The sequence below is a fragment of the Candidatus Pelagibacter sp. PS_16 genome (assembly GCF_059417965.1).
In genome coordinates this window covers 1173659-1197346 of sequence record NZ_CM182074.1, presented here as the reverse complement: position 1 = coordinate 1197346, position 23688 = coordinate 1173659, and the positions used below count along the sequence as shown (strand labels likewise).

Sequence of the window (23688 nt, the reverse complement as noted above, 5' to 3'; positions counted from 1 at the left end):
TAATTAAGTGGCCATATACTCATACTTACAATACAATCAAAATTCAAAGTCATGAACTTTAAACATAAATACGTTTTTTTATTTCCTGGTTTATTTGTTCTTATAGGTATCTTAATTTTCCCAATAATATTTGTAGTTCGTTTAAGTTTATCAGGCTGGAATAGTTACAATGGTTTAAATTTTATAGGTCTTGAAAACTATGTAAGATTATTTACAGATGACCCACGATTTTGGGAGTCATTTTTTAGACTAAGTTTTCTATCAGTTACAACTGTTGTTCTTCAATATGTAATTGGTTTTGCATTAGCACACATGGTTTGGAAAGATATTAAGTTTCAAAGATTTTTTAGAGTACTTTTCTTAATTCCAATGATGACAACTCCAGTTATTATGACTGTTATTTGGAGAACTTTTTTTCATGAATCTCTAGGTCCAGTGAATGATATTCTAGGTAATTTTGGATTCGCTCCAAAATGGCTCACAGATCCTACTTTAGCAAAATTTACAGTTATTATTGTTGAAGTTTGGCAATGGACACCATTTATGTTTTTACTATTGTTAGCAGGCCTTTTATCACTTCCAAAGGAACCCTTTTTAGCGGCTGCAATTGATGGAGCTAGCCCAATTAGAAAATTTATTTATGTAACATTTCCATTAATGGCACCAATTTCTATTGGGGCAATAATTATTAGGTTAATTGAGGCTTCAAAAATAATGGATACTGTTTATGTGTTAACCTCAGGTGGACCTGGGACATCAACTGAAACATCAAGTTTCTATATTTTTATTAAAGGCTTGAGAGAGTTTCAAATGGGCTATGCGGCCTCCATGTCATTCACTTATCTAATAATAATGATCATAAGTTTAACTGTTATAGCAAAAGTATTAACCAAATTATTACTCAAAGATTAGATATGGGAAAATTATACACATTTTTAAAATATTTTTTTATAACTATTTGGACAGTATTTGTGGTGGCGCCTTTTCTTTGGGCACTTACAACTTCTTTCAAAGATTTTAATTCAGTTAATGGAGGTGTTACTTATATTCCATGGGTTGATTTTGAACCAAACCTAGAAGGTTGGAGAGTTTTAATTAAATCACCAGCACAAGGAGGAGTAGATATCGTTGAGCCGTATTTTAATAGCTTGTTTGTAACGTGTACTGCAAGTTTAATTAGTATAATACTTGGAACATTATCTGCCTATGCTCTCTCAAGATATACTTTTAAAGCAGGTCCAATAAAAAATAACGACATTACTTTCTTTTTTATTTCTCAAAGAATTATGCCACCAATTGTTTTATCAATACCTTTCTTCTTATTTTTAGGAGCGGTCAATTTATTAGATAGTCTAATTGGGCTGATAGTTGTTTATATCGTTTTGTTAATGCCTATAGCAGTTTGGATTATGGTTGATTTCTTTAATAAGGTACCGAGAGAAATAGATGAAACAGCATTAATAGATGGATGTAATCCTTACCAAGCATTTTTTAAAGTTGTATTACCAAATTCAATACCAGGTTTAATTGTTGCTGGAATGTTTTGTATAATATTTGGATGGATCGATTTCTTCTTTGCATTTATTCTAACTTTTACTGAAGTACAATTATTACCAGTTAAAATAGTTGCCTTAAATTCTTCAATTACACCATGGTGGAGTTTATCTGCTTCAGCATTAGTTTCTGTTGCACCATTAATTGTAGTTGCATTTATTGTTGAAAGATATTTGTCAAAAGGAAATTTGTCTGGAGCAATTAAATAATGAATTTAGTTGGAGAAAATTTATCATACAAATTAACTGAAGAGCTACAGTTAAGAAAAATCTCTTTTAACTTTGAAAAGGGAAAATTATATACGATTTTAGGAAGAACACTTTCTGGGAAAACGACCTTATTAAAAACAATAGCTGGACTACTTATGCCAGATAGTGGAACAATTAAATTTGAAGGTAAGAATTTTTTAGAGATACCAGTATGGGAAAGAAATATTGCTATGGTTTATCAGCAATTCATTAACTACCCTCACTTAAATGTTTTTGAAAATATAGCCTTTCCATTAAAACAGAGAGGTTTAGATTCTCAAAAGATTAATGATGAAGTTTTTAATTCTTTAAAATTAGTAGGATTAGAAGGCTATGAAAAAAGAAAAATTCAAGAATTATCAGGTGGTCAACAACAAAGAGTTTCAGTTGCAAGATCACTGGTAAAAAATGCTAAAATTTTATTATTAGATGAACCATTAGTTAATTTAGATTACAAGTTAAGAGAGCAGTTGCGTGAAGAGTTTAAAAACATATTCATTAATGGCCTATCAGAAGAGAGTATTGTAGTTTTTTCAACAACGGATCCTAGAGAAGCAATGGAACTTAATGGTGAAGTCATTGTTCTTGATGAGGGTAGAGTGCTCCAAGTGGGCGCTGCAAAAGAAATATTTGAAAACCCTAAAAATCTAAAGGTTGCAGCTATTTCAAATGACCCACCAATGAACATTTTAAAAGCTGACATAGATTCTAATAAAATAAAATTTGAAGATATTGAAATAGATATTCCACATCATCTATCTAAAATAAAAGATAAAAATTTTAATTTTGGTATAAGAGCATCAGATGTTGAATTAAATGATAATGGGTTTGAGTTTGAAGTAGAGCTTGCAGAAATTAGTGGTTCAGAAACTTTACTCCATCTTACTAGAGGAAATGCAAAAATTATAACCAGTATAGAAAAAGTTATGGATTTTAAAATCCACGATAAAGTTAAAATTAATTTTAGATCAAACAAAGCTTACGCATTTGATGAAACTGGAAATTTAGCTTCATCTCCATTTGGAGGTAGTAGTGTCTAAAATTAATTTAAATAAGATATCCCATTCATATAATCCAAACGATGCTAACCCAACTTATGCACTAAACCCTTTTTCAATGACTTGGGAAGATGGAAAGAGATATGCAATTTTAGGCCCATCTGGATGCGGTAAAACAACAATGTTAAATATTGTATCAGGCCTAGTAAGGCCTTCATCTGGCAAAATATTATTTGACGACAAAGATGTTACAGATCTTAAAACCGAAAGTAGAAATATTGCTCAAGTTTTTCAATTTCCAGTGATCTACAATACTATGACAGTATATGATAATTTAGCTTTTCCACTTAGATGTAGAGATTTTTCTAAAGAAATAGTTGAGGAAAGAGTTAATTCTGTTGCAGAAACATTAAATTTAAAATCTTTCTTAAATTTGCCTGCTAGAAAACTTACTGCCGATCAAAAACAATTAATTTCTCTTGGTAGAGGACTTGTAAGAGAAGATGTAGCAGCAGTTTTAATGGACGAGCCATTAACAGTTATAGATCCTGATTTAAAATTTAAATTAAGAAGAAATCTTAAAGAAATAAATGAGCAATATAAAACAACTTTAGTTTATGTAACCCATGATCAAAATGAAGCGATGACTTTTGCAGATAATATAATAGTTATGAGTGAAGGTGAAGTGGTTCAAACAGGAACTCCCAAAGAATTGTTTGAAAGACCAAATACTACTTTTGTTGGATACTTTATAGGATCTCCTGCAATGAATTTATTTGAAACAGAAGTATCATCTAATAATAGTGTTAAAATTAATGATACTTTAATTAAAACAACAACAGATCTAACAAAGTTAAAAAATAAAAATGTTAAATTGGGAATAAGATCCGAATATATAAAATTAGCAGAAAAACAAAAAGACAATGTGTTATCTGCAAAGGTGGATAAAGTAGAAGATCTTGGAAATTATAAACTTCTAACGGCTAAAGCTGGAAATCTTACAATCAAATCTAAAATCAATAGAGAAACTGAAGTACCTTCAGACAGTATAAGCTTACATATTCCTGCTGAAAGATGTTGTGTATATGAAGATGAAAAATTGATTTAAATTTAGCATTATTTTTCTATCTCAGATTGTAAAATGATATTAAAGCGTCATTTTCTCCCTAGACTCCTAAGCTCAATTATAATTAAGTTCACATTGTTAATTAACAAATACTAATAGAGGAGAAATAATGATTAAAGATAAAAAATCCTTGAAGGCTACAACACCTTCAAGACGTAAGTTCTTTAAAGCAGCAGCAGTTACAGGTGCAGCAGCAGCAACAGCTGTAGCAATGCCTAATATTGCAACTGCAGACGGACACGTTACACTAAAGATGCAAGCTGCTTGGCCTTCAGGCGCAAACATCTTTTTTGAAATGGCGCAAGACTACTGTAACATGGTTAGCGATATGTCAGGTGGATCACTTAAAATTGATCTTCAGCCTGTAAACGCAATCGTTAAAACTTCAGAAATCGGAGCAGCGGTAAGTGATGGAATCGTTGATATGGGTCACTGGGTGACTGCATATTGGTACGGTAAAAACGCTGCAGCTTCACTTTTTGGAACTGGTCCTTCATACGGAATGTCATCTCAAGAAGTTATGGGATGGATGGAGTATGGTGGAGGAAGAAAACTATATGAAGAAGCAGTAGCTAGTGTTGGATTTAACTACACAGGTTTCTTTCATATGCCTATGCCAGCACAACCTTTTGGTTGGTTCAAAAAGAACGTAACTAAAGTATCTGATGTTAAAGGTATGAAGTATAGAACAGTTGGTCTAGCGACTAATGTTTTAACTGCTATGGGAATGGTCGTAAGACAATTACCAGGTGGTGAGATTCAACCAGCAATGAAAACTGGTTTGATTGATGCTGCTGAGTTTAACAACCCAACATCAGACTCACAGTTTGGAATGCAAGATGTCTCTAAACACTATCACTTAGGAAGTTTCCACCAATCTCAAGAGATGTTTGAAATTCCTATGAACACGAAGAGACTGAACAGCCTTTCACCTGCTCATCAAGCTATCTTAAAAAACGCTGCTTATGCTGCGAATACGGATAACTACTTCAAAGCGCTTGTTAGATATTCTGACAGTTTAGCTGATTTGATGAACACACATAAGGTTAACGTTTACCAAACGTCTGATGCCATTTTAGCTGAACAGTTAAAAGGTTGGGATAAAATTGTTGGAGAATTCTCTGCAAAAGATGCATTCTTCAAGAAGGTAATCGACTCTCAAAAAGCATATGCTAAGAAAGTAATGAAGTACTTGCTGATGAATCAGCCTAATTACAAACTAGCTTATGAAAATGAGTTTGGTCCAATTGGAAAAGTTAAAATCTAATTAACTTTTTAATATTTTAAAAAGGGGGTCTCGGCCCCCTTTTTTTTATAGTACAGTTTTTAACAAAATTAGAGTATCCTATTTAAACCATGATGAGAGCCTACATAAAATTAGCTGACACTTTAAGCACTTCAATAGGTAAGGCTTTTTCTTGGTGTATTGTTATCTTGATGGGTGGAACTTGTTATGAAGTTATGATGGCCTACGTATTTAATAAGCCAACACTTTGGAATTTTGACTTTAGTATGCAGATGTACGGCGCAATATTGATGATGTCAGGCGCTTATTGTTTAGCAACAGAATCTCATGTTAGAGGGGATGTAATTTACAGATTATTTAAACCAAGAACACAAGGTTGGATTGATTTAGTGCTTTATTTTATCTTCTTTTTCCCAGGAGTAATAGCCTTAGCATTTTATGGGTATGAATATGCAGCACTTGCTTGGAAGATAAAAGAAACTAGTTGGAGTAGCCCAGCCCAAATTAATATTTATATGGTAAAATCTTTAATACCAGCTGCGGGAGTTTTTTTGGTTATTCAGGGAATTGCTGAAGTGTTTAGAGCAATTATTTGTATTAAAACTGGACATTGGCCAGCAAGAATGGTTGTTGCAGAAGAAACAGAACAAATCTTAATGAGAACAGCACAAGACGAGGATCAAAAAGATGTTATTTAGTCTAACAAACCCAGAAGTCGCCATCTTAATGATGGGGCTGTTTTTATTTGCAGTGCTATTAGGTTTTCCAATTGCCTTCACCTTGATGGCAATGGGAATAGGTTTTGGATATTATGCTTATTACGATCCTGCTTTAATGGATCACATATTTGATAATAGGATATTTTCATTATTTGTAAAAAATACATACACCGTTATGGACAATAACGTGCTCACCGCCGTCCCGCTATTTTTATTTATGGGATATTTAGTTGAAAGAGCCGGAATTGTATCAAAATTATTTTTTGCAATAAGACTTGCGGCTCACAGATTGCCAGCTTCAATGGCAGTAGCTGCTCTAATAACGTGTACTTTATTTTCAACAGCAACTGGAATTATTGGTGCTGTTGTAACCCTAATGGGTCTCCTTGCTTGGCCTGCGATGGTTAAAGCAGGATATGATAAAAAATTTGCTTCAGGAGTAATTTGTGCGGGTGGATGTTTGGGTATTTTAATACCACCTAGTATTATGTTAATTGTTTATTCGGTAATAGCTCAGCTATCTCCTTTGAGATTATTTGCTGCAGCAATTTTTCCAGGACTTTTACTTGCAGGACTTTATATAGCTTATGCAGTAGGTAGAGCTTGGCTCCAACCATCAATTGCACCTAAGCCAAGAGCAGAAGATATTCCGCCAAGAGCTGAAATTTTAAAAGAAGTATTAGTTTCTTTCGTCCCTCTTTTTGGATTAATTATGTTGGTTCTTGGAACAATCTTAGCAGGTATTGCAACGCCAGCAGAGGCAGCAGCAGCAGGAGCGTTTGGTGCTATATTGTTATCTTGGTTTTACAAAACACTTAAATGGCAAAGCTTTAAAGAGTCTGTTTTTCTAACAGCAAAAACTACAGCAATGATTATGTGGTTATTTATTGGTTCTTGGACTTTTTCTTCTGTATTTTCTTATTTAGGTGGTCATGAAATTTTTGAACATTTTTTTACATCAATTGAAATATCAACATGGCAATTTTTAATTATTACTCAAGTAATAATTTTTCTTTTAGGATGGCCATTAGAATGGACTGAAATTTTAATTATATTTGTTCCAATATTTTTACCCCTACTTGAAGTATTTAATGTTAATCCATATTTCTTTGCAATGTTAATTGCCTTAAATTTACAAACATCATTTTTAACGCCTCCTATGGCAATGTCAGCCTATTACTTAAAGGGCGTTCAAAAGAAGAATGTTGAATTGATGGAAATATTTGCAGGAATTATGCCGTTCCTAGGAATAGTAATATTTGCTATGTTTCTTATGTATATGTTTCCAGGTATTGCTTTGTGGCTGCCAGAAACATTATTTGCAAACTAGATAATTTTAAATGCTAAATATATTTACTCTAACAACTAATAAATTGGTTGATCACCTAAAATCGGGTCAGATTTCATCTGTGGAAGTTTGTAATCAATATATTGAGAGAATTGAAAAATTTGAAAAAGATGTAAAGGCGTGGGAATATTTTGATAAAAAAAAGCTTTTAGAAAAAGCGGCGGAGGCAGATGAATACAGAAAATCAGGAAAACCACTGGGATCTTTGCACGGCCTACCAATTGCAGTTAAAGATATAATAGGTACTTTTGAAATGCCTACTGAATGTGGCTCTCCTGTTAGAAAAAAAATGCCAAGCTCACAAGATTCTGAAGTTGTTAATCTACTTAAGATTGAGGGAGCAATAGTAATGGGAAAAACTGTAACTACTGAACTTGCATATTTTCACCCAGGCAAAACTACTAACCCACATGATAATTCAAGAACACCTGGGGGGTCATCAAGTGGTTCTGCAGCAGCTATAGCAGCACATATGGCGCCACTATCAATTGGATCACAAACTAATGGCTCAATTATTAGACCTGCTTCCTACTGTGGAGTTGTTGGTTATAAGCCATCTTATGGATTGATTTCACGAAGTGGTGTGATGAGACAATCTGATAAATTAGATCACATCGGAGTATTTGGAAAAACAGTAGAAGATGTTGCTCTGTTTGCAAAATCATTAATTAAAAAAGATTTATACGATTCATCAACTATTCATTATGCGGCAGATGAAATGTTAAATGTTTGTAAAAAAGGACCACTATATGAGCCTAAATTTATTTTTTATAAAACTAAAAACTGGAAAAATATTGATAAAGAATCACAAAAATCTTTTGAGTTCTTTTTAAAAACTTTTAAAAAAAATATTGAAGTATTTGATACCCCTTCTTATTTTGATGATATTCCAAAATATCATAAAATAATTCATGAAACAGATATGGCAAATAATTTTCAAGGTTATTATAAAAAATCTAAAAAACACCTTTCTAAAGAAATGGTTAGTGCAATTGAAAGAGGCTTAAAGTATTCAGCCAAAGAATATGCTGAAGCGATAGATTTTATGAAGAGAAGTTATGAATCTTATAAAGAAGTTTTTGAAGATTATCATGGAGTGTTAACTCCATCATCAGCAGGGGTTGCACCGAAGGGTCTTAAGAGTACTGGAAGTCCAGAATTTTGCACTGTTTGGACTTATATGGGTCTACCATCTATTTCATTACCTTTACTTGTTGGAGAAAATAATTTACCATTAGGTATACAGCTAATTGGAGACAAGCTAGATGATTTAAGATTTCTAGGTGTAGCCAACTGGCTAGAAAAAAATTGTAAAAAATATGCTAAATAAAATAACAACTCTAATCGGGTCAGGCCTTGCAACATTATTTCTTATTGGCCTTGCAACAACTTTAACTAGATCTTCGATGATAGGATTTTGGGATATATTGCCAGTGTTTATTTTAATGGCAGTAGCAATTTTTATGATGTTCTACGAAGCTTTTTTCGACAAGAATTAAATCTTCTTTTAAGTGAATAATTCTAAAAATAGCTATTTACCTTTCTTATTATTATTTATTCAACCAATTTTTATGGCTAGCAACTTAATCGTTGCAAGAGGTGGGGTTGAGTATGTTCCTCCAATATCTTTAGCTTTTTGGAGATGGACTGCAGTTTTTTTAATATTACTACCATTCACCTACAGTTCTTTAAAAAAAAATTTTAAGTTTGTAAAACAAGAATATAAAAGAATATTTTTCATTGGATCGATGGGTTGTGGAGTTTGTGGAGCTTTTCCATTTTTAGCTGGTCAAACAACAACGGTTACCAACATGGGAATTATATATTCCTCTTCTCCAATTTTTATAATCATAATCTCAAGTTTATTTTTTAAGGAAAAAATCAATCTTCTTAGGATTATTGGACTAGTTTCATGTTTAATAGGTGTTTTTGCCATTATTATTAAAGGTGATTTATCTTTATTAATTAGTCTTAAATTCACAATTGGTGACCTCTGGATGCTAGCTTCTGCAATAGGTTGGGCTCTTTATTCTATTTATCTATTTTATTGGAAAACTAATCTAAAAATTTTTGATAGATTTACTTTGATTGCATTTTTTGGAGTGGTTAGCTTGCTCCCATTTTATCTAATCGAAGAAGCTTTTTTTGTAAGAACTGTATTTAATTCTGATTTTTTTATGTGGGTTTTATTTGCAGCTATTTCACCGGGAATTATAGCTTTTACCTTGTATACAATGGCACAAAAAAAACTTGGGGCATCTATAACTGGATTTACTCTTTACATTTTTACAGTTTATAGTGCTATTTATGGAGTTTTATTCTTTAATGAGCAACTCGAGTATTATCATTATATAGGGACAGCCCTTGTTTTTGGTGGGGTATATATAGTTAAGAGAAAAGTTTAAATAAATTAAGCCACAATCTAAACAAATAATTTACAAATTTCATATTTATACAATAAGTATGAAAAAAATTGTTAGGACTTTATTTATTATAATCTTTGTAGCTAATTTTACTTATGCGGATGAAAAAGATTATTCTGCGGATAATTTTTTTCATATAGGTCAGATGAATTCACATGATGAAAATTTTAGTCTTTATTTTAAAACTAGAGAAAAACCTATTTTAGCACGAGGGGAAGAATCTAATTATATAACTGATTTTCCTCAGGATCTTTATATCTATAACTATAAAACAAAAACTTCACTTCCTCTAATTTCATACGAGTGGTTTCCTTCAAAGGCTAAATTTTTTTTAGAAGAGTATGATTTTCCAGTGTTCCCTGAAGATTTTGCTTATTATTTATTAAAAGATAATAATACATTAGTTATGATTAGTGCTATTAAAAATATTAATAAAAATTTTCAATTCGATATTACTAATAAAAAGTTAAATCAATATCCTTCTAGTGGAAAATTTGAATTTATAATTTCATCGATCGCAAAAAACTGTGGTCACTCACAATTAAAAGAAAATTATAAATGTAATTATTATAAACCTTTAATTTCGAATAATTTAATCAATTAATTTGAGTAAATGCTTCTGCAAATTTTTCTGCATTAAAAATTTGTAAATCATCCTCTTTTTCACCAAGTCCAAGAGCAATTATTGGAAGCTTATATTTTTTAGCAAGGGCTAATAAAATTCCTCCTTTTGCAGTACCATCTAATTTTGTCATTATCAAACCAGTAAGAGGTATAATTTTGTTAAACTCTTCAACTTGACTGATAACATTTTGGCCAGAGGTTGCGTCAAGCACTAGGATTACATCGTGAGGAGCATCTGGATCTATTTTTTTTGTTACATGGGCAATTTTTTTGTATTCTTCCATTAAATTTTTTTTATTTTGTAATCTCCCTGCCGTATCGATCAAAACATGGTTAAAATCGTTCTTTAATGCCTCTTCTATTGCCTTGTAGGCAACTGATGCCGGGTCGGATCCTTGAGTAGATTTTGTAATTTGCACATCAATTTTATTAGCCCAACTTTCTAATTGTTCTATAGCAGCTGCTCTAAACGTATCACAGGCAGAAAACATAACTTTATTACCATTAGATTTTAAAATTTTACCAACTTTTCCAATAGTTGTTGTTTTTCCAACCCCGTTAACTCCCGATACTAGGACTGCATTAAGTTTTTCTTTTTTATTAAAAAAATTCTCATTTTCCAAAGGTTTCATTAAAGTAACTATATAGTTTCTAAGAATCAAGTTTACCTCATTCATAATATCTTTTTTGGGGTCAATTTTTTCTTGAGCAATAATTTTTTTAATTTCTTCAGCTGCAACAAGACCAACATCTGATTGAATCAAATATTCTTCAATTTGATCTAATGTTTTGTCATCTATTTCTTTTTTTACAATTATATCTCTTAAACCAGATGTAAATGTAGAAGCACTTTTCTTAAAACCAATTTTAAATTTATCAAAAATTCCCATTACAACTTAATGTTGATATTTTTAATATCAGACACAGGTCCTTTCATATGAATGCTATTTCTTTCATCAATAGAAATTGTTAAACTACCTAATGCAAACTCTATATCTGTAGTTTTTTCTACCAGATTATTAATGTTAGCTGCAACAGCTGTTGCACAAGCTGCCGTCCCACAAGCCTTGGTAAGTCCAGCTCCTCTTTCCCAAACTTTTACTTTTATTAAATTTCTATTTATAACTTTGGCCAGGGTCACATTACATTTTTCAGGAAATAGAGGATGATTTTCAATTTTCGGACCAATATTTTTTAAGTCAAATGCTTCAATATCATCTACAAAAAAAATTATGTGCGGATTGCCAACATTTATGGCTATTCCACCAATATGTTTGGTAGTATTTCTATCTATAATTTCAATTTTTAAGTCTTGAGTATCTAGCTGCTTACTTAATGGAATCTCTTGCCAATTAACTTTTGGTATACCAATTTCAGTCTCGACTAAATTATTTCCTAAAATTTTTGATTTTAGTGAGCCAGAAGTTGTTAAGAGCGTTATTTCTTTTTTACCACTTTCTTTTGATAGAAGATCTGCCACACACCTAGTGCCATTTCCACAAGCACCAGATATGCTTCCATCTGAATTAAAAAATTCTATATTTGCATCTATTTCTTTATTTTTCTTAATTAGGATGAGTTGATCGCATCCAATAAAACTACGATCACATATCTTAATTATTTGATCTTTATCTAAATTAAAATCTTGGCTTCTTTGATCAATAATTACAAAATCATTGCCTAAACCATCCATTTTAAATGCTTTAATATCCATATACAGATATTTAACTTATTTATTGACTTTTTGAACCTCTATTATAGGTTGATTTCGTTTCCACAAAAACGTTAAATTTGTGGTGTCTTTGGAAACAAAGAGATCAACACTAGTCAGCGATATTCGCCCACTAGTGCGAAACTGCTGTGCGTAATAAATATGTTTGAAAACTTAACAAATAAATTCGAAGAAATTTTTTCTTCTTTAAAAAAAGCACCTTCACTTGACGAAAAGCAAGTAGATGAAGGTTTAAGGGCTATTAGGCAGGCCCTCTTAGAAGCTGATGTCTCTTTAGATGTAGCTAAAGATTTTATAACAAAAGTTAAACCTAAAGTATTAGGTCAAGAGATAATCAGATCAACTTCACCAGGAGATATGGTTGTTAAAATTGTTTATGATGAACTAGTAAGCCTTTTAGGCGAAAGCAACACAGATATTAATTTAAATGCAGTTCCGCCAGTTCCAATGATGCTAGTTGGTCTTCAAGGTTCTGGTAAAACTACAACAACAGCAAAATTAGCCAAATACTTAGAAAAAAATAAAAAGAAAAAGATAATGATGGTTAGCCTTGATGTTTACAGGCCTGCTGCCCAAGAACAATTAAGGTCTTTAGGAGAACAAAATAATATTTTAACACTCCCTATAATTGAAGGACAATTACCAGCAGACATTTGTAGAAGAGCAGTTAGTGCTGCAAGCTTAAATGGAGCAGAAATTATATTGTTTGATACAGCTGGTAGAACTCAAATTGACCTTCAGATGATGAGCGAAATTAAACAAATAGAGAATATAATCAATCCAACTGAAACATTTTTAGTTGCAGATTCTTTAACAGGGCAAGTTGCTGCAGAAGTTGCAAAAGAATTTAAAAATACGGTAAACTTAACAGGTATTGTTTTAACTAGAGCTGATGGTGATGCAAGAGGTGGTGCAGCTCTTAGTATGAAATATGTTTCTCAAGTACCAATTAAGTTTTTAGGGGTAGGAGAAAAAATAGAAAACTTAGAAGTTTTTCATCCAGATAGAATAGCAAATAGAATACTAGGAATGGGAGATATTGTTTCCCTTGTAGAAAAAGCAGCAGAAGATCTTGGTGAAGAAAATTTAAAAAAAGCTGAAGAAAATTTGAAAAAGGGACAATTTTCTATGGAGGACTATCTATCCCAACTAAGACAAATGAAAAAAATGGGTGGTATAGAAGGAATAATGTCATTTATGCCAGGTGTTTCAAAGATGAAGTCACAGATGGATGCTGCGGGAATTGATGAAAGTATTATTACTCAAAACGAAGCAATAATTTTGTCTATGACCAAAAAAGAAAGAGGGAATCCTAAAATCATAGATGGTTCTAGGAAAAAAAGAATTGCTAATGGCTCTGGAACAGATGCGGCCACTATCAATAAATTGCTTAAGCAATTTAAAATGATGTCTGAAATGATGAAGAAGATGTCAAAAGGAAACCTGAAGGGTATGTCTGATAAAGGAATACCTCCAGAGCTACTAAATCAACTTAAATAAAAAAAGGAAAAAAAATGATAAAAATAAGACTATCAAGAGGTGGAACAAAGAAAAGACCAGTATATAAAGTAGTTATAGCTGACAGTCGTCGTGCAAGAGATGGAAGATTTATTGAGAAGGTAGGATTTTTTAATCCACTTTTACCAAAAGATAAAAAAGAAAGAGTAGGACTAGAAGCAGAAAGAATTAAATATTGGTTAGGTCAAGGTGCTCAACCAACTACTAGAGTTGCAAGAATTTTAGGTGAAAATGGTATTATAGCAATGCCTGCAAACGGTAGTAATCCAAGTAAAGCTATTCCTAAAAAAGAAAGAAAAAAAGAAGGAGACGAAGCAGCACCAGCAGCAGCTCCTAAAGCAGAAGCAGCACCAGCAGCAGAAGCTCCAAAGGAAGAAGCTCCTAAAGCAGAAGCAGCACCAGCAGCAGAAGCTCCAAAGGAAGAAGCTCCTAAAGCAGAAGCAGCACCAGCAGCAGAAGCTCCAAAGGAAGAAGCTAAATAGTTGGATTCATGTGGCAAGCTCAGATATTCACACTCTATCCTGATTTTTTTCCTGGCCCTTTAAATAAAGGGCTATATGGAAAAGCTTTAACAAATAAAATTTGGGATTTAAAAGTTGTAAATTTTAGAGAGGCTGCTGAGGACAAACATAAAACAGTAGACGACACCCCTTTTGGAGGTGGATCTGGAATGCTGTTGAAAGCTGACATTTTAGCAAAATCTCTTGATGAAAATAAAAAAGAAGGAGAAAGAATTTTTTATTTATCACCAAAAGGAAAAAAGCTTGATCAGAAATTAGCACTAGAACTGTCTAAAGAAAAATCTATTAGTTTAATTTGTGGTCATTTTGAAGGTGTCGATGAAAGGTTGTTATCTACAAGGAATATAGAAGAACTTAGCATAGGAGATTTTATTTTATCTGGAGGTGAAACAGCAGCATTTGTTGTACTAGATAGTGTTCTAAGATTGCTTCCAGGTGTCTTAGGAAATGAACAATCAAAGAATGATGAGAGTTTTGAGAACGGACTTTTGGAGTATCCTCAATACACAAAACCTCAAATTTGGGAGGAAAAAAGCGTTCCAGAAGTGCTATTATCAGGAGATCACAACAAAATTAAAGACTGGCGTTTATCACAATCAGAGGCTATAACACGCGTCCGAAGACCAGATTTATGGGAAAAATATAAGAAAAATTAATTTGATAAATACTAATATGAAAACAATTGAAGAAATAAATCAACTAAACGTTAAAAAAATACTATCTGAGAAGAAAATCCCAGATTTTTTTCCAGGAGATGTAATAAAAGTTGGTGTTAGAATTACAGAGGGTAAAAAAGATAGAATTCAATATTTTGAAGGTGTGTGTATAGCTAGAAAAAATAGAGATATAAATTCTTCATTCACAGTTAGAAAAATTTCATTTGGTGAAGGTGTTGAAAGAACATTTCCACTATATGGTACTGTTATAGATACAATTACAGTTATCCGTCATGGTAAAGTTAGAAGAGCAAAATTATATTACCTAAGAGACAGAACAGGTAAATCAGCTAGAATTGCAGAAAAAATTAGAAAAAAAATTGGTATAGAAGTTGATGTTAAACCAGAAATGGTAACAGAAGAAACTTTAGCACCAGTAGCTGCAGAAGCAGAAAAACAAACAGAAGTTCAAGCAGAACCTGTAAAAAAAGCAGAAGTTCAAGCAGAACCAAAAATAGAAAAATCAGAAGAAAAAAAATAATTTTTTTTTCAATGCCTTTAACTCTTTACGATAAAATTTGGAATGATCATTTAGTAGATCAACAAGATGATGGTACAGCACTATTATTTGTTGATCGACATTTAGTACATGAAGTAACAAGCCCACAAGCTTTTGAAGGATTAAGAAACTCTAATAGAAAAGTTAGACAACCTGGCTTAACACTAGCAGTTGCAGACCATAATGTTCCAACTACTGATAGATCTAAAGGAATAGCGGATGCAGAGTCTAAGATTCAAGTAGATACCTTAGAAAGCAATTGTAAGGAATTTGGAGTTCAATATTTAGGAATGAATGACAAGAGACAAGGAATTGTTCACATAATTGGTCCAGAACAAGGTTTTACACAACCTGGTACAGTAATTGTTTGTGGAGATAGCCACACAGCAACACATGGTGCATTTGGTGCTTTGGCATTTGGAATTGGGACCTCAGAAGTAGAACATGTTCTAGCAACACAAACATTAGTTCAAAAAAAAGCAAAAAATTTTAGAATCAATGTTAACGGAAAACTTCCTATTGGAGTTACCTCTAAAGATGTAATCTTACAAATTATAGGAAATATTGGAACTGCAGGAGGAACAGGATCAGTTATTGAGTATGCCGGCAGTCTAATTTCATCCTTAAGCGTAGAGCAACGAATGACTATTTGCAATATGACTATTGAAGGAGGAGCAAGAGCAGGGTTAATTGCTCCTGATGAAAAAATATTTAAATATTTAAAGGGTAAACCGATGTCTCCAAAAAATGAAAATTGGGATAAGGCTATGAAATATTGGGAAAGTTTAAAAACTGATGATGGAGCTAAATTTGATAAAGAAATCAACTTAGTTGCAGAAGATATTTTACCGATGATTACTTGGGGAACCTCTCCACAAGATGTAATCACTATAGATGGCAAAGTTCCAAATCCTAAAAATGAACAAGATGAAGATAAAAAGAACTCTTTAGAAAGATCATTAAATTATATGGGCTTAAAAGCTGATACACTAGCTACAGATATTAAGATTGATAAGGTTTTCATAGGAAGTTGCACAAATGGTAGAATTGAAGATTTAAGGGAAGCTGCCAAAATATTAAAAGATAAAAAGAAAGCGTCTCATGTTCAGGCAATGGTTGTTCCGGGCTCAGGTTTGGTTAAAGAACAAGCAGAGCAGGAAGGTTTAGATAAAATATTTATAGCTTCAGGTTTTGAATGGAGAGAGCCTGGCTGTTCTATGTGTCTTGCAATGAATGCTGATAAATTAAAACCAGGAGAAAGATGCGCCTCAACTTCAAACAGAAACTTTGAAGGAAGACAAGGTAGAGGTGGAAGAACACATTTAGTAAGTCCTGGAATGGCAGCTGCAGCTGCAATTTCTGGAAACTTAGATGATGTTAGAAAGTATCAAAACTAAAATGCAAAAATTTAATTCACTTACTAGTATCCCAGCATATTTACCAATAGTAAATATTGATACAGATATGATTATTCCAAAACAATTTCTTAAAACGATTAAAAGAACAGGGTTAGGAAAAAACTTATTTTTTGAAATGAGATACGATGATAATGGAAATGAAATTAAAGATTTTATTCTAAATCAAAAACCTCACAATCAATCAAAAATATTAATCGCAGGAAAAAATTTTGGCTGTGGCTCATCAAGAGAACATGCACCTTGGGCACTTCTAGATTTTGGAATAACATGTGTGATAAGCTCTAGTTATGCCGATATTTTTTACAGCAACTGCTTCAAAAATGGAATTTTACCAATTACTCTGCCAGAAGAAAAAATAAAAGAATTATCAGAGTATTCAAAAAGAAAAGAAGAAATTTCAATAGACTTAAATGAAGAAAAAATAATTTTTGGAAATAGTGAAATCAAGTTTGATATTGATCCTTTTAAGAAAAAATGTTTGTTAGAAGGACTTGATGATATTGCACTATCGTTAGCCAAAAAAGAAAAAATTATAACTTTTGAAGAAAATCTAAAGAATAATAAACCATGGATATTTAATGATAAAAATTAAAAAAAGAAAAATTTTACTTTTACCAGGCGATGGTATTGGACCCGAGGTTATTCAAGAAGTTAAAAAAGTTATTTTATGGTTGAATTCAAATAAATCTCTAGATTTTGAAATTGATGAAGATTTAGCTGGAGGTTGTTCTTATGACAAGCATGGGACACCAATCACGGATGAAGTTTTTTACAAAGCTCTAGAAAGTGAATTTGTTATGTTAGGTGCAGTTGGTGGACCAAAATGGGATAACTTAGAGTTTTCAAAAAAGCCTGAAAGAGCCTTATTAAAATTAAGAAAAGAATTAAAACTATTTGCAAATTTAAGACCTGCAATTTGTTTTGAACAATTAGTTGATGCCTCAACCTTAAAACCAGAAATCGTGTCTGGATTAGATATTATGATAGTTAGAGAATTAACAGGTGGAATTTATTTTGGTGAACCAAGAGGAATTAAGCCGATAGAAAATGGTGAAAGAAAAGGGATTAATACCCATTCCTACACAACTAGCGAAATAGTTAGAGTTGCAAAAGTAGCTTTTGATTTAGCAAGAAAGAGATCAAATAGAGTTACTTCATGTGAAAAGTCAAATGTAATGGAAGCAGGACAACTTTGGAAAGAAGAAGTTCAAGAACTACACGACAAAGAATATAAAGATGTAGAATTAAGTCATATGCTTGCTGATAATTGTGCAATGCAATTATTAAAAAACCCAAAGCAGTTTGATGTAATAGTTACGGACAATTTATTTGGAGACATGCTTTCCGATCAAGCCTCAATGTTAACGGGATCTCTAGGTTTATTACCATCTGCTTCTTTAGGTGCAAAAAATAAAGATGGAGAAATGAGAGCTATGTATGAGCCTATTCATGGTTCTGCACCGGATATTGCTGGAAAAGAAATTGCAAACCCAATAGCCTCAATTTTAAGTTTTGCAATGGCTTTAAGATACTCTTTAGATTTAGATAGTGAAGCTGATGCTTTAGAAAAAGCTGTGCAAGATGTCTTAAATGATGGTCTTAGAACAAAAGATATTCTTTCTCAGGGAAAAAAAGAAGTATCAACATCAGCTATGGGTGATGCAATCATTTCAAAATTGCAATAATTAAATAATTATTCTAGAGTTCTGGAATGCCAAATTATACTGCTCCAGTCGAAGACATGATGTTTCTTTTTGATAAATTAAGAAATAATAAAAATTATAATGATCTGGAAAAGTATAAAGAGGTTAATTCAGAATTAGTAAAAGATATTTTAGAAGAAGCAGCCAAGATTAATCAAAACTTAATATTACCATTAGCAAAATCAGGTGATGAAAATCCAACAGTTCTAGAGAATGGTGTGGTTAGAACACCGCCAGGCTACAAAGAAGCTTATTCTAAATATATAGAAGATGGTTGGACTTCACTTTCTTGTGATCCAAAATATGGAGGACAAGGAATGCCAAAAACAGTAAGTGCTTTTTTTGACGAAATGTTATCATCTGCAAGTTTATCATTTAAACTTTATAGTGAGTTAAGTATTGGTGCATATAATTGTATTTCTCATCACGCTACAGATGAAATAAAAGAAAAATACCTTCCAAAAATGGTTGAAGGAAAATGGAGTGGTACGATGTGCCTTACTGAACCAGTTTGTGGAACTGATTTAGGTCTTCTAAAAACTAAAGCTATTGAACAATCTGATGGAACTTTTAAGTTAAGTGGACAGAAAATTTTTATTACATCAGGTGATCAAGATTTAACTGAAAATATTATCCACTTAGTTATTGCAAGAGCAGCTGACTCACCAGCAGGCACAAAAGGAATAAGTTTATTCTTAGTACCTAAATTTTTAGTAAATGAAGATGGATCTATTGGAGCTAGAAATGGAGTTTCTACAGGGTCTATAGAAAGTAAAATGGGAATCAAAGGTTCTGCTACATGTGTATTAAATTTTGATGATGCAACTGGTTATATGATCGGATTGAAGAATAAAGGCTTAAACGCAATGTTTACTATGATGAATTTAGAGAGAATTGTTGTAGGAATCCAAGGCTTGGGGATTTCTGAAATTGCCTATCAAAACTCTTTGAGTTACGCAAAAGAACGAAAACAAGGAAAAACAAATAATACAAAATCAACTAATGGAGCAGATTTTATAATTGAACATGCAGATATTAGAAAATCTTTGCTTAATATGAAATCTATTATTGAAGGCGAAAGAGCTTTATGTTTTTGGCTGTCTCAACAAACAGAAGTTAGCCTTTATCACCCAGATGAAAAAATTAAACAAGAAGCTTCAGATCTTGTGTCGTTAATGACACCTGTGGTTAAAACGATGTTTAGTGATATGGGAATGGAAATAACCAGTGAGGCTATGCAGGTTCATGGTGGTTATGGCTATACGAAAGATCAAGGTATAGAACAGTTGTATAGAGATAATAGAATCACCCCAATTTATGAAGGAACAAATTCTATCCAAGCAGCTGATTTAGTTTTTAGAAAATTGGTAAATAAAAATGGTGATATAATTGACAAATATTTGGAACTGATCAAGAATGATTGCAGTACTGAAAATGAAAAATTAAAACCTTTTATAAAAGAATTAAAAACGCATCTAGAGGTATTATCTACTTTTACTGATTGGATTAAAGAAAAAGTGCAAAACTCAAAAGACGATGCAAGCGCAGCATGCAATGACTATTTAAAAGCATTGGGGTTTGTGTCCATAGCACATGCGTGGATAAAAGTTTTAGAGGTAAGTTTTAAAGATTATGAACAAAACAAAGACTTTTATGAAGATAAAATACAGACTGCAAATTTTTATTTTAAAAGAGTTTTACCAAGAGCCGAAAGTCATTTTAAAACAGCCACATCAGGAAGTGACTATATAATGAATTTTAAATTTAGTTAATATGAGTCATTACGATACAAATTTAGATAAAAATGAGGCTAATTATGTTCCTCTTTCTCCTTTAACATTCTTAGAAAGAACTAAAGATATATATCCAAATTATGAAGCCTTAGTTTATGAAAGTAGGTCGTATACTTGGGAAGAAGTTTATAAAAGATGTGTTAAGTTTGCTAGCGCATTAGATAAATTGGGTGTGAAAACTGGAGATACAGTTTCTATAATGGCTTTCAATACACCAGAAATTTTTGAAGCACATTATTCAATACCGATGGTGGGGGCAGTAATTAATGCAATCAACACAAGACTAGACCCCAATACTATAAGTTATATTTTACAACATAGCGATGCAAAGGTTTTAATTGTAGATAGACAATTTCATGATGTAATTGAGAAGGCTTTAAAAAATGTTAAAAATAAAATTACAATTATTGATATTGACGACCAGGACATAGACACAAGTTCTTTTAAAAAAATAGGTGAACTTGAATATGAAAGTTTCTTAAACACAGGTAATGAAAATTATGAATGGAAAAAACCAAAAGATGAATGGGAAGCGATTTCATTAGGGTATACGTCAGGAACTACTGGAAACCCAAAAGGAGTAGTTTATCATCACAGAGGGTCATATTTGATGGCAACAGGTAGTGTTACAGCTTGGAATATGCCTAACAAATTAAATTTTTTATGTGTTGTCCCAATGTTTCATTGCAATGGTTGGTGTTATCCTTGGACATTAGCAATGCTGCACGCAAGAGTAATTTGTTTAAGAAATATTGATGTTAAAAAGATGTTTGAACTAATTGATAAATATGAAGTAACACATTTTGGTGGAGCTCCAATAGTTTTAAATATGATTGTTAATGCTCCTAAGGAAGATCAAAAAGCCTTAAAAAGAAAAGTCAACGTTTTAACTGCAGGTGCACCTCCACCAAGTATTATTTTTGAAAAAATGGAAAATCTTGGCTTTGAGGTTATGCATGTTTATGGATTAACAGAAACTTATGGTCATATGTTGCAGTGTGCGTGGAATGATGATTGGAATTCTTTAGAAAAAGATAAAAAGAATGAAATCAAAGCAAGGCAAGGTGTACGTTACCCAAACACAGAGGGCGCTATTGTAATGGATCCAGAAACAATGAAGCCAGTACCCAAAGATGGAAAGACTATGGGTGAAATTATGATTAGAGGGAATATTGTAATGAAAGGATATTACAAGGATAAAGAAGCAACAGATAAGTCAATGGCAGGTGGATGGTTTCATTCAGGAGATTTAGCTGTGACCCATCCTGATGGATATATAAAAATTCAAGATAGATCTAAAGATATCATTATTTCTGGAGGAGAAAATATTTCTTCAATAGAAATTGAAAATGCAATTGCAAAACACCCTTCAGTTTCTTTAGCAGCTGTAGTTGCTAAACCAGATGAAAAATGGGGAGAAACACCTTGTGCTTTTGTTGAATTAATTAAAGATAAGCCAGCAACAGAAAAAGAAATAATAGATTTTTGTAGAGAAACATTGGCAGGATTTAAACTTCCTAAGAGTGTTATTTTTTGTGATTTACCAAAAACTTCAACAGGAAAAATTCAAAAATTTGAACTTAGAAAGAAAGTTAAGGAATTAAGTTGATCTTTCAAGTAGACAACAAAAAAGTCTTTGCATCAGATTCAGGCCAAGGTATTGATAAAAAAAAATCCACAATAGTTTTGCTGCATGGAAGTGGTCTCTCACATATTGTTTGGTCCTTAACAGAACAGTATTTATCAAATCAAAATTATAATGTTTTAGCAATAGATTTACCTGGACATGGAAATTCTGAAGGTGATTGTTTAAAATCAATAGAAGAAATTTCAGATTGGTTAGAAAAAGTTTTTAAAAAACTTAATGTTTCTGAATTAACAATAATAGGTCATTCCCAAGGGTGTTTGGAAGCATTGGAATATTCATTAAGGTATTCTAAAAGAGTTAAAAATTTAATATTTATAGGTGGTTCTTACAGAATGCCTGTTAATCAAGATTTAATTGATCTTGCTGAAAATGGAGATGATAAAGCAGTTCAGTTAATGATGAAATGGAGCTATGAGAATTATAAAAAATTCATTGGAGGTAATCCTGTAGAAAAAATTATTAATTCTCCAAGAAATATTAGAGAAGTTTTAGCCATCGATCTTATAGCTTGTAATAATTATAAAAATGGATCTGAGGCTTTGAAGTCAATCAAGTGTCCCACATTATTTATCTTTGGTGAGCTAGATAAGATGGTCAATATTGAAAAAGGTAAGAAATTTGCAGAGCTCGTTCTTAATTCAAAAACTCATATAATAAAAGATTGTGGACACATGATTATGTTTGAAAAAACTTTTGAAATGAGAGAAAAGATCTCTGAATTTTTAAAAAAATGAAAAATTTTTCAATAGCAAAATCAAGAAGATTAAGAAGTACTCCTTATACCTCAAGAATAGAGAAGCAAGGAGTTACAGCATACACAATATATAATCATATGTTGTTACCTGCTGCATTTGGATCAATAGAGAATAGCTACAAACATTTAAAAGAACATGTTCAGATATGGGATGTCGCTGCAGAAAGACAAGTAGAAATATCAGGAAAAGACTCGGCAGAGTTAGTACAATTGATGACATGTCGGGATCTATCAAAATCTAAAATAGGCAGATGTTATTATTGTCCAATAATAGATGAAAATGGAAATTTAGTTAATGACCCAGTTGTTTTAAAACTTGATGAAAATAAATGGTGGATATCAATAGCAGATTCAGATGTAATCTTTTTTGCCAAAGGCTTAGCATCAGGACACAAATTTGATGTTAAAATTGTAGAACCAGTAGTTGATATTATGGCAATACAAGGTCCAAAATCCTTTGCGTTAATGGAAAAAGTTTTTGGAAAAAAAATTACTGAGCTAAAATTCTTTGGGTTTGATTATTTTGATTTTGAAGGCACAAAGCACCTTATAGCTAGATCAGGATGGTCTAAACAAGGAGGATATGAAGTATACGTTGAAAACACACATTCAGGACAAAAATTGTATGACCATCTTTTTGAAGTTGGAAAAGAATTTAATGTAGGGCCAGGATGTCCGAATTTAATAGAGAGAATTGAGAGTGCACTGTTATCTTATGGTAATGATTTTGATAATAACGACAATCCATTTGAATGTGGTTTTGATCAATATGTTAGCTTAGATAGTGATATAAATTTTTTAGGAAAAGAAAAATTGAAAGAAATAAAATTAAAAGGACCCCAAAAAAAATTAAGGGGAGTTAAAATTGATATAAAAGAAATTAGTCTTATGGGATCAAAAAACATATATGATGAAAATAATAATGTGATTGGTGAATTAAGATCGGCTTGTTATTCACCTCATTTTCAAAAGGTTATAGGCATAGCAATGATCAAGAAATCCCACTGGGAAGCATCTCAAGGCTTTAAAATTCAAATAAACGATAATACCATTAATGGAAACGTTTGTGATTTACCCTTCATCTAGTATAAAAGTAAAAT

24 protein-coding genes are annotated in these 23688 nt (G+C 32.0%); 22 read left to right on the top strand and 2 right to left on the bottom strand.

The genetic code is table 11. The features are described from left to right. The first annotated feature begins 51 nt into the window (after window positions 1–51). The 11 genes from AC5SL0_RS06300 to AC5SL0_RS06250 all read left to right on the top strand — a co-directional run bounded on the left by AC5SL0_RS06300 (window position 52) and on the right by AC5SL0_RS06250 (window position 10266). Window positions 52–912, top strand: a complete 861-nt coding sequence (locus AC5SL0_RS06300) for a carbohydrate ABC transporter permease (protein ID WP_494618139.1) — start codon at window positions 52–54, stop codon at window positions 910–912. A gap of 2 nt (window positions 913–914) precedes the next feature. After that, a complete protein-coding gene (locus tag AC5SL0_RS06295; RefSeq protein WP_168606993.1) occupies window positions 915–1763 on the top strand; it encodes a carbohydrate ABC transporter permease in 849 nt (282 codons plus the stop codon). Further along, a complete protein-coding gene (locus AC5SL0_RS06290) occupies window positions 1763–2842 on the top strand; it encodes an ABC transporter ATP-binding protein (protein ID WP_494577967.1) in 1080 nt (359 codons plus the stop codon). Before AC5SL0_RS06295 ends, AC5SL0_RS06290 begins: the two co-directional genes overlap by 1 nt. Beyond that, window positions 2835–3908 (top strand): ABC transporter ATP-binding protein, encoded by a 1074-nt coding sequence (locus tag AC5SL0_RS06285; RefSeq protein ID WP_494577965.1) that lies wholly within the window; start codon window positions 2835–2837, stop codon window positions 3906–3908. Before AC5SL0_RS06290 ends, AC5SL0_RS06285 begins: the two co-directional genes overlap by 8 nt. Before the next feature lie 127 nt (window positions 3909–4035). After that, window positions 4036–5193, top strand: coding sequence for a TRAP transporter substrate-binding protein (locus tag AC5SL0_RS06280; protein WP_494576746.1), 1158 nt, complete (start codon window positions 4036–4038; stop codon window positions 5191–5193). Between the two features lie 92 nt (window positions 5194–5285). Then, entirely contained in the window at window positions 5286–5870 is a 585-nt protein-coding gene (locus AC5SL0_RS06275; RefSeq protein ID WP_494578795.1) for a TRAP transporter small permease subunit, read from the top strand. Beyond that, window positions 5860–7221 carry a TRAP transporter large permease gene (locus tag AC5SL0_RS06270; protein WP_027306877.1) on the top strand — a complete coding sequence of 454 codons (1362 nt, stop codon included), beginning with the start codon at window positions 5860–5862 and terminating at the stop codon, window positions 7219–7221. The genes AC5SL0_RS06275 and AC5SL0_RS06270 overlap by 11 nt, the downstream gene beginning before the upstream one ends. A 10-nt stretch (window positions 7222–7231) precedes the next feature. Further along, window positions 7232–8569 (top strand): amidase, encoded by a 1338-nt coding sequence (locus AC5SL0_RS06265; RefSeq protein ID WP_494617085.1) that lies wholly within the window; start codon window positions 7232–7234, stop codon window positions 8567–8569. Continuing rightward, the gene (locus AC5SL0_RS06260) at window positions 8559–8738 is read left to right on the top strand and encodes a hypothetical protein (RefSeq protein WP_011281579.1); all 180 of its coding nucleotides are present in this window, start codon (window positions 8559–8561) and stop codon (window positions 8736–8738) included. The genes AC5SL0_RS06265 and AC5SL0_RS06260 overlap by 11 nt, the downstream gene beginning before the upstream one ends. Window positions 8739–8750: 12 nt before the next feature. Continuing rightward, window positions 8751–9644, top strand: coding sequence for a DMT family transporter (locus AC5SL0_RS06255; protein ID WP_011281578.1), 894 nt, complete (start codon window positions 8751–8753; stop codon window positions 9642–9644). 58 nt (window positions 9645–9702) lie between these two features. Beyond that, on the top strand, window positions 9703–10266 hold the full coding sequence (locus AC5SL0_RS06250; RefSeq protein ID WP_006997650.1) for a hypothetical protein: 564 nt from the start codon (window positions 9703–9705) through the stop codon (window positions 10264–10266). Here the strand turns inward: AC5SL0_RS06250 and ftsY are convergent. Both ftsY and dapF read right to left on the bottom strand, forming a co-directional pair. Then, complete coding sequence (gene ftsY, locus AC5SL0_RS06245; protein WP_271616582.1) at window positions 10259–11176, bottom strand: signal recognition particle-docking protein FtsY; 918 nt, start codon at window positions 11174–11176, stop codon at window positions 10259–10261. The genes AC5SL0_RS06250 and ftsY overlap by 8 nt on opposite strands. Further along, window positions 11176–12000 (bottom strand): diaminopimelate epimerase, encoded by an 825-nt coding sequence (dapF, locus tag AC5SL0_RS06240; RefSeq protein ID WP_494618138.1) that lies wholly within the window; start codon window positions 11998–12000, stop codon window positions 11176–11178. Before dapF ends, ftsY begins: the two co-directional genes overlap by 1 nt. A 159-nt stretch (window positions 12001–12159) precedes the next feature. Here dapF and ffh point away from each other — a divergent pair, with 159 nt between their 5' ends. Genes ffh through AC5SL0_RS06185 form a run of 11 tightly spaced genes read left to right on the top strand, consistent with a single transcriptional unit; the run spans window position 12160 to window position 23674 of the window. After that, window positions 12160–13518, top strand: a complete 1359-nt coding sequence (gene ffh, locus AC5SL0_RS06235) for a signal recognition particle protein (protein ID WP_018413628.1) — start codon at window positions 12160–12162, stop codon at window positions 13516–13518. Between the two features lie 14 nt (window positions 13519–13532). After that, window positions 13533–14018 (top strand): 30S ribosomal protein S16, encoded by a 486-nt coding sequence (rpsP, locus tag AC5SL0_RS06230; RefSeq protein WP_271580143.1) that lies wholly within the window; start codon window positions 13533–13535, stop codon window positions 14016–14018. An 8-nt stretch (window positions 14019–14026) separates the two neighbouring features. Further along, window positions 14027–14713, top strand: coding sequence for a tRNA (guanosine(37)-N1)-methyltransferase TrmD (gene trmD / locus AC5SL0_RS06225; protein WP_011281574.1), 687 nt, complete (start codon window positions 14027–14029; stop codon window positions 14711–14713). Window positions 14714–14729: 16 nt separating this feature from the next. Continuing rightward, window positions 14730–15254 carry a 50S ribosomal protein L19 gene (gene rplS / locus AC5SL0_RS06220; protein WP_494618137.1) on the top strand — a complete coding sequence of 175 codons (525 nt, stop codon included), beginning with the start codon at window positions 14730–14732 and terminating at the stop codon, window positions 15252–15254. Between the two features lie 11 nt (window positions 15255–15265). After that, window positions 15266–16669 (top strand): 3-isopropylmalate dehydratase large subunit, encoded by a 1404-nt coding sequence (leuC, locus tag AC5SL0_RS06215; RefSeq protein ID WP_271626824.1) that lies wholly within the window; start codon window positions 15266–15268, stop codon window positions 16667–16669. Between the two features lies 1 nt (window position 16670). Then, entirely contained in the window at window positions 16671–17282 is a 612-nt protein-coding gene (gene leuD / locus AC5SL0_RS06210) for a 3-isopropylmalate dehydratase small subunit (RefSeq protein WP_011281572.1), read from the top strand. Continuing rightward, window positions 17269–18375, top strand: a complete 1107-nt coding sequence (gene leuB / locus AC5SL0_RS06205) for a 3-isopropylmalate dehydrogenase (RefSeq protein WP_006997659.1) — start codon at window positions 17269–17271, stop codon at window positions 18373–18375. Before leuD ends, leuB begins: the two co-directional genes overlap by 14 nt. 26 nt (window positions 18376–18401) lie before the next feature. Further along, a complete protein-coding gene (locus AC5SL0_RS06200) occupies window positions 18402–20165 on the top strand; it encodes an acyl-CoA dehydrogenase C-terminal domain-containing protein (RefSeq protein ID WP_018413623.1) in 1764 nt (587 codons plus the stop codon). Window position 20166: 1 nt separating this feature from the next. After that, window positions 20167–21795, top strand: coding sequence for an acyl-CoA synthetase (locus tag AC5SL0_RS06195; RefSeq protein WP_271499539.1), 1629 nt, complete (start codon window positions 20167–20169; stop codon window positions 21793–21795). Beyond that, complete coding sequence (locus tag AC5SL0_RS06190; RefSeq protein WP_494573985.1) at window positions 21792–22568, top strand: alpha/beta fold hydrolase; 777 nt, start codon at window positions 21792–21794, stop codon at window positions 22566–22568. The genes AC5SL0_RS06195 and AC5SL0_RS06190 overlap by 4 nt, the downstream gene beginning before the upstream one ends. Then, window positions 22565–23674, top strand: coding sequence for a dimethylsulfoniopropionate demethylase (locus AC5SL0_RS06185; RefSeq protein WP_494618136.1), 1110 nt, complete (start codon window positions 22565–22567; stop codon window positions 23672–23674). The genes AC5SL0_RS06190 and AC5SL0_RS06185 overlap by 4 nt, the downstream gene beginning before the upstream one ends. The last annotated feature ends 14 nt before the right edge of the window (window positions 23675–23688 follow it).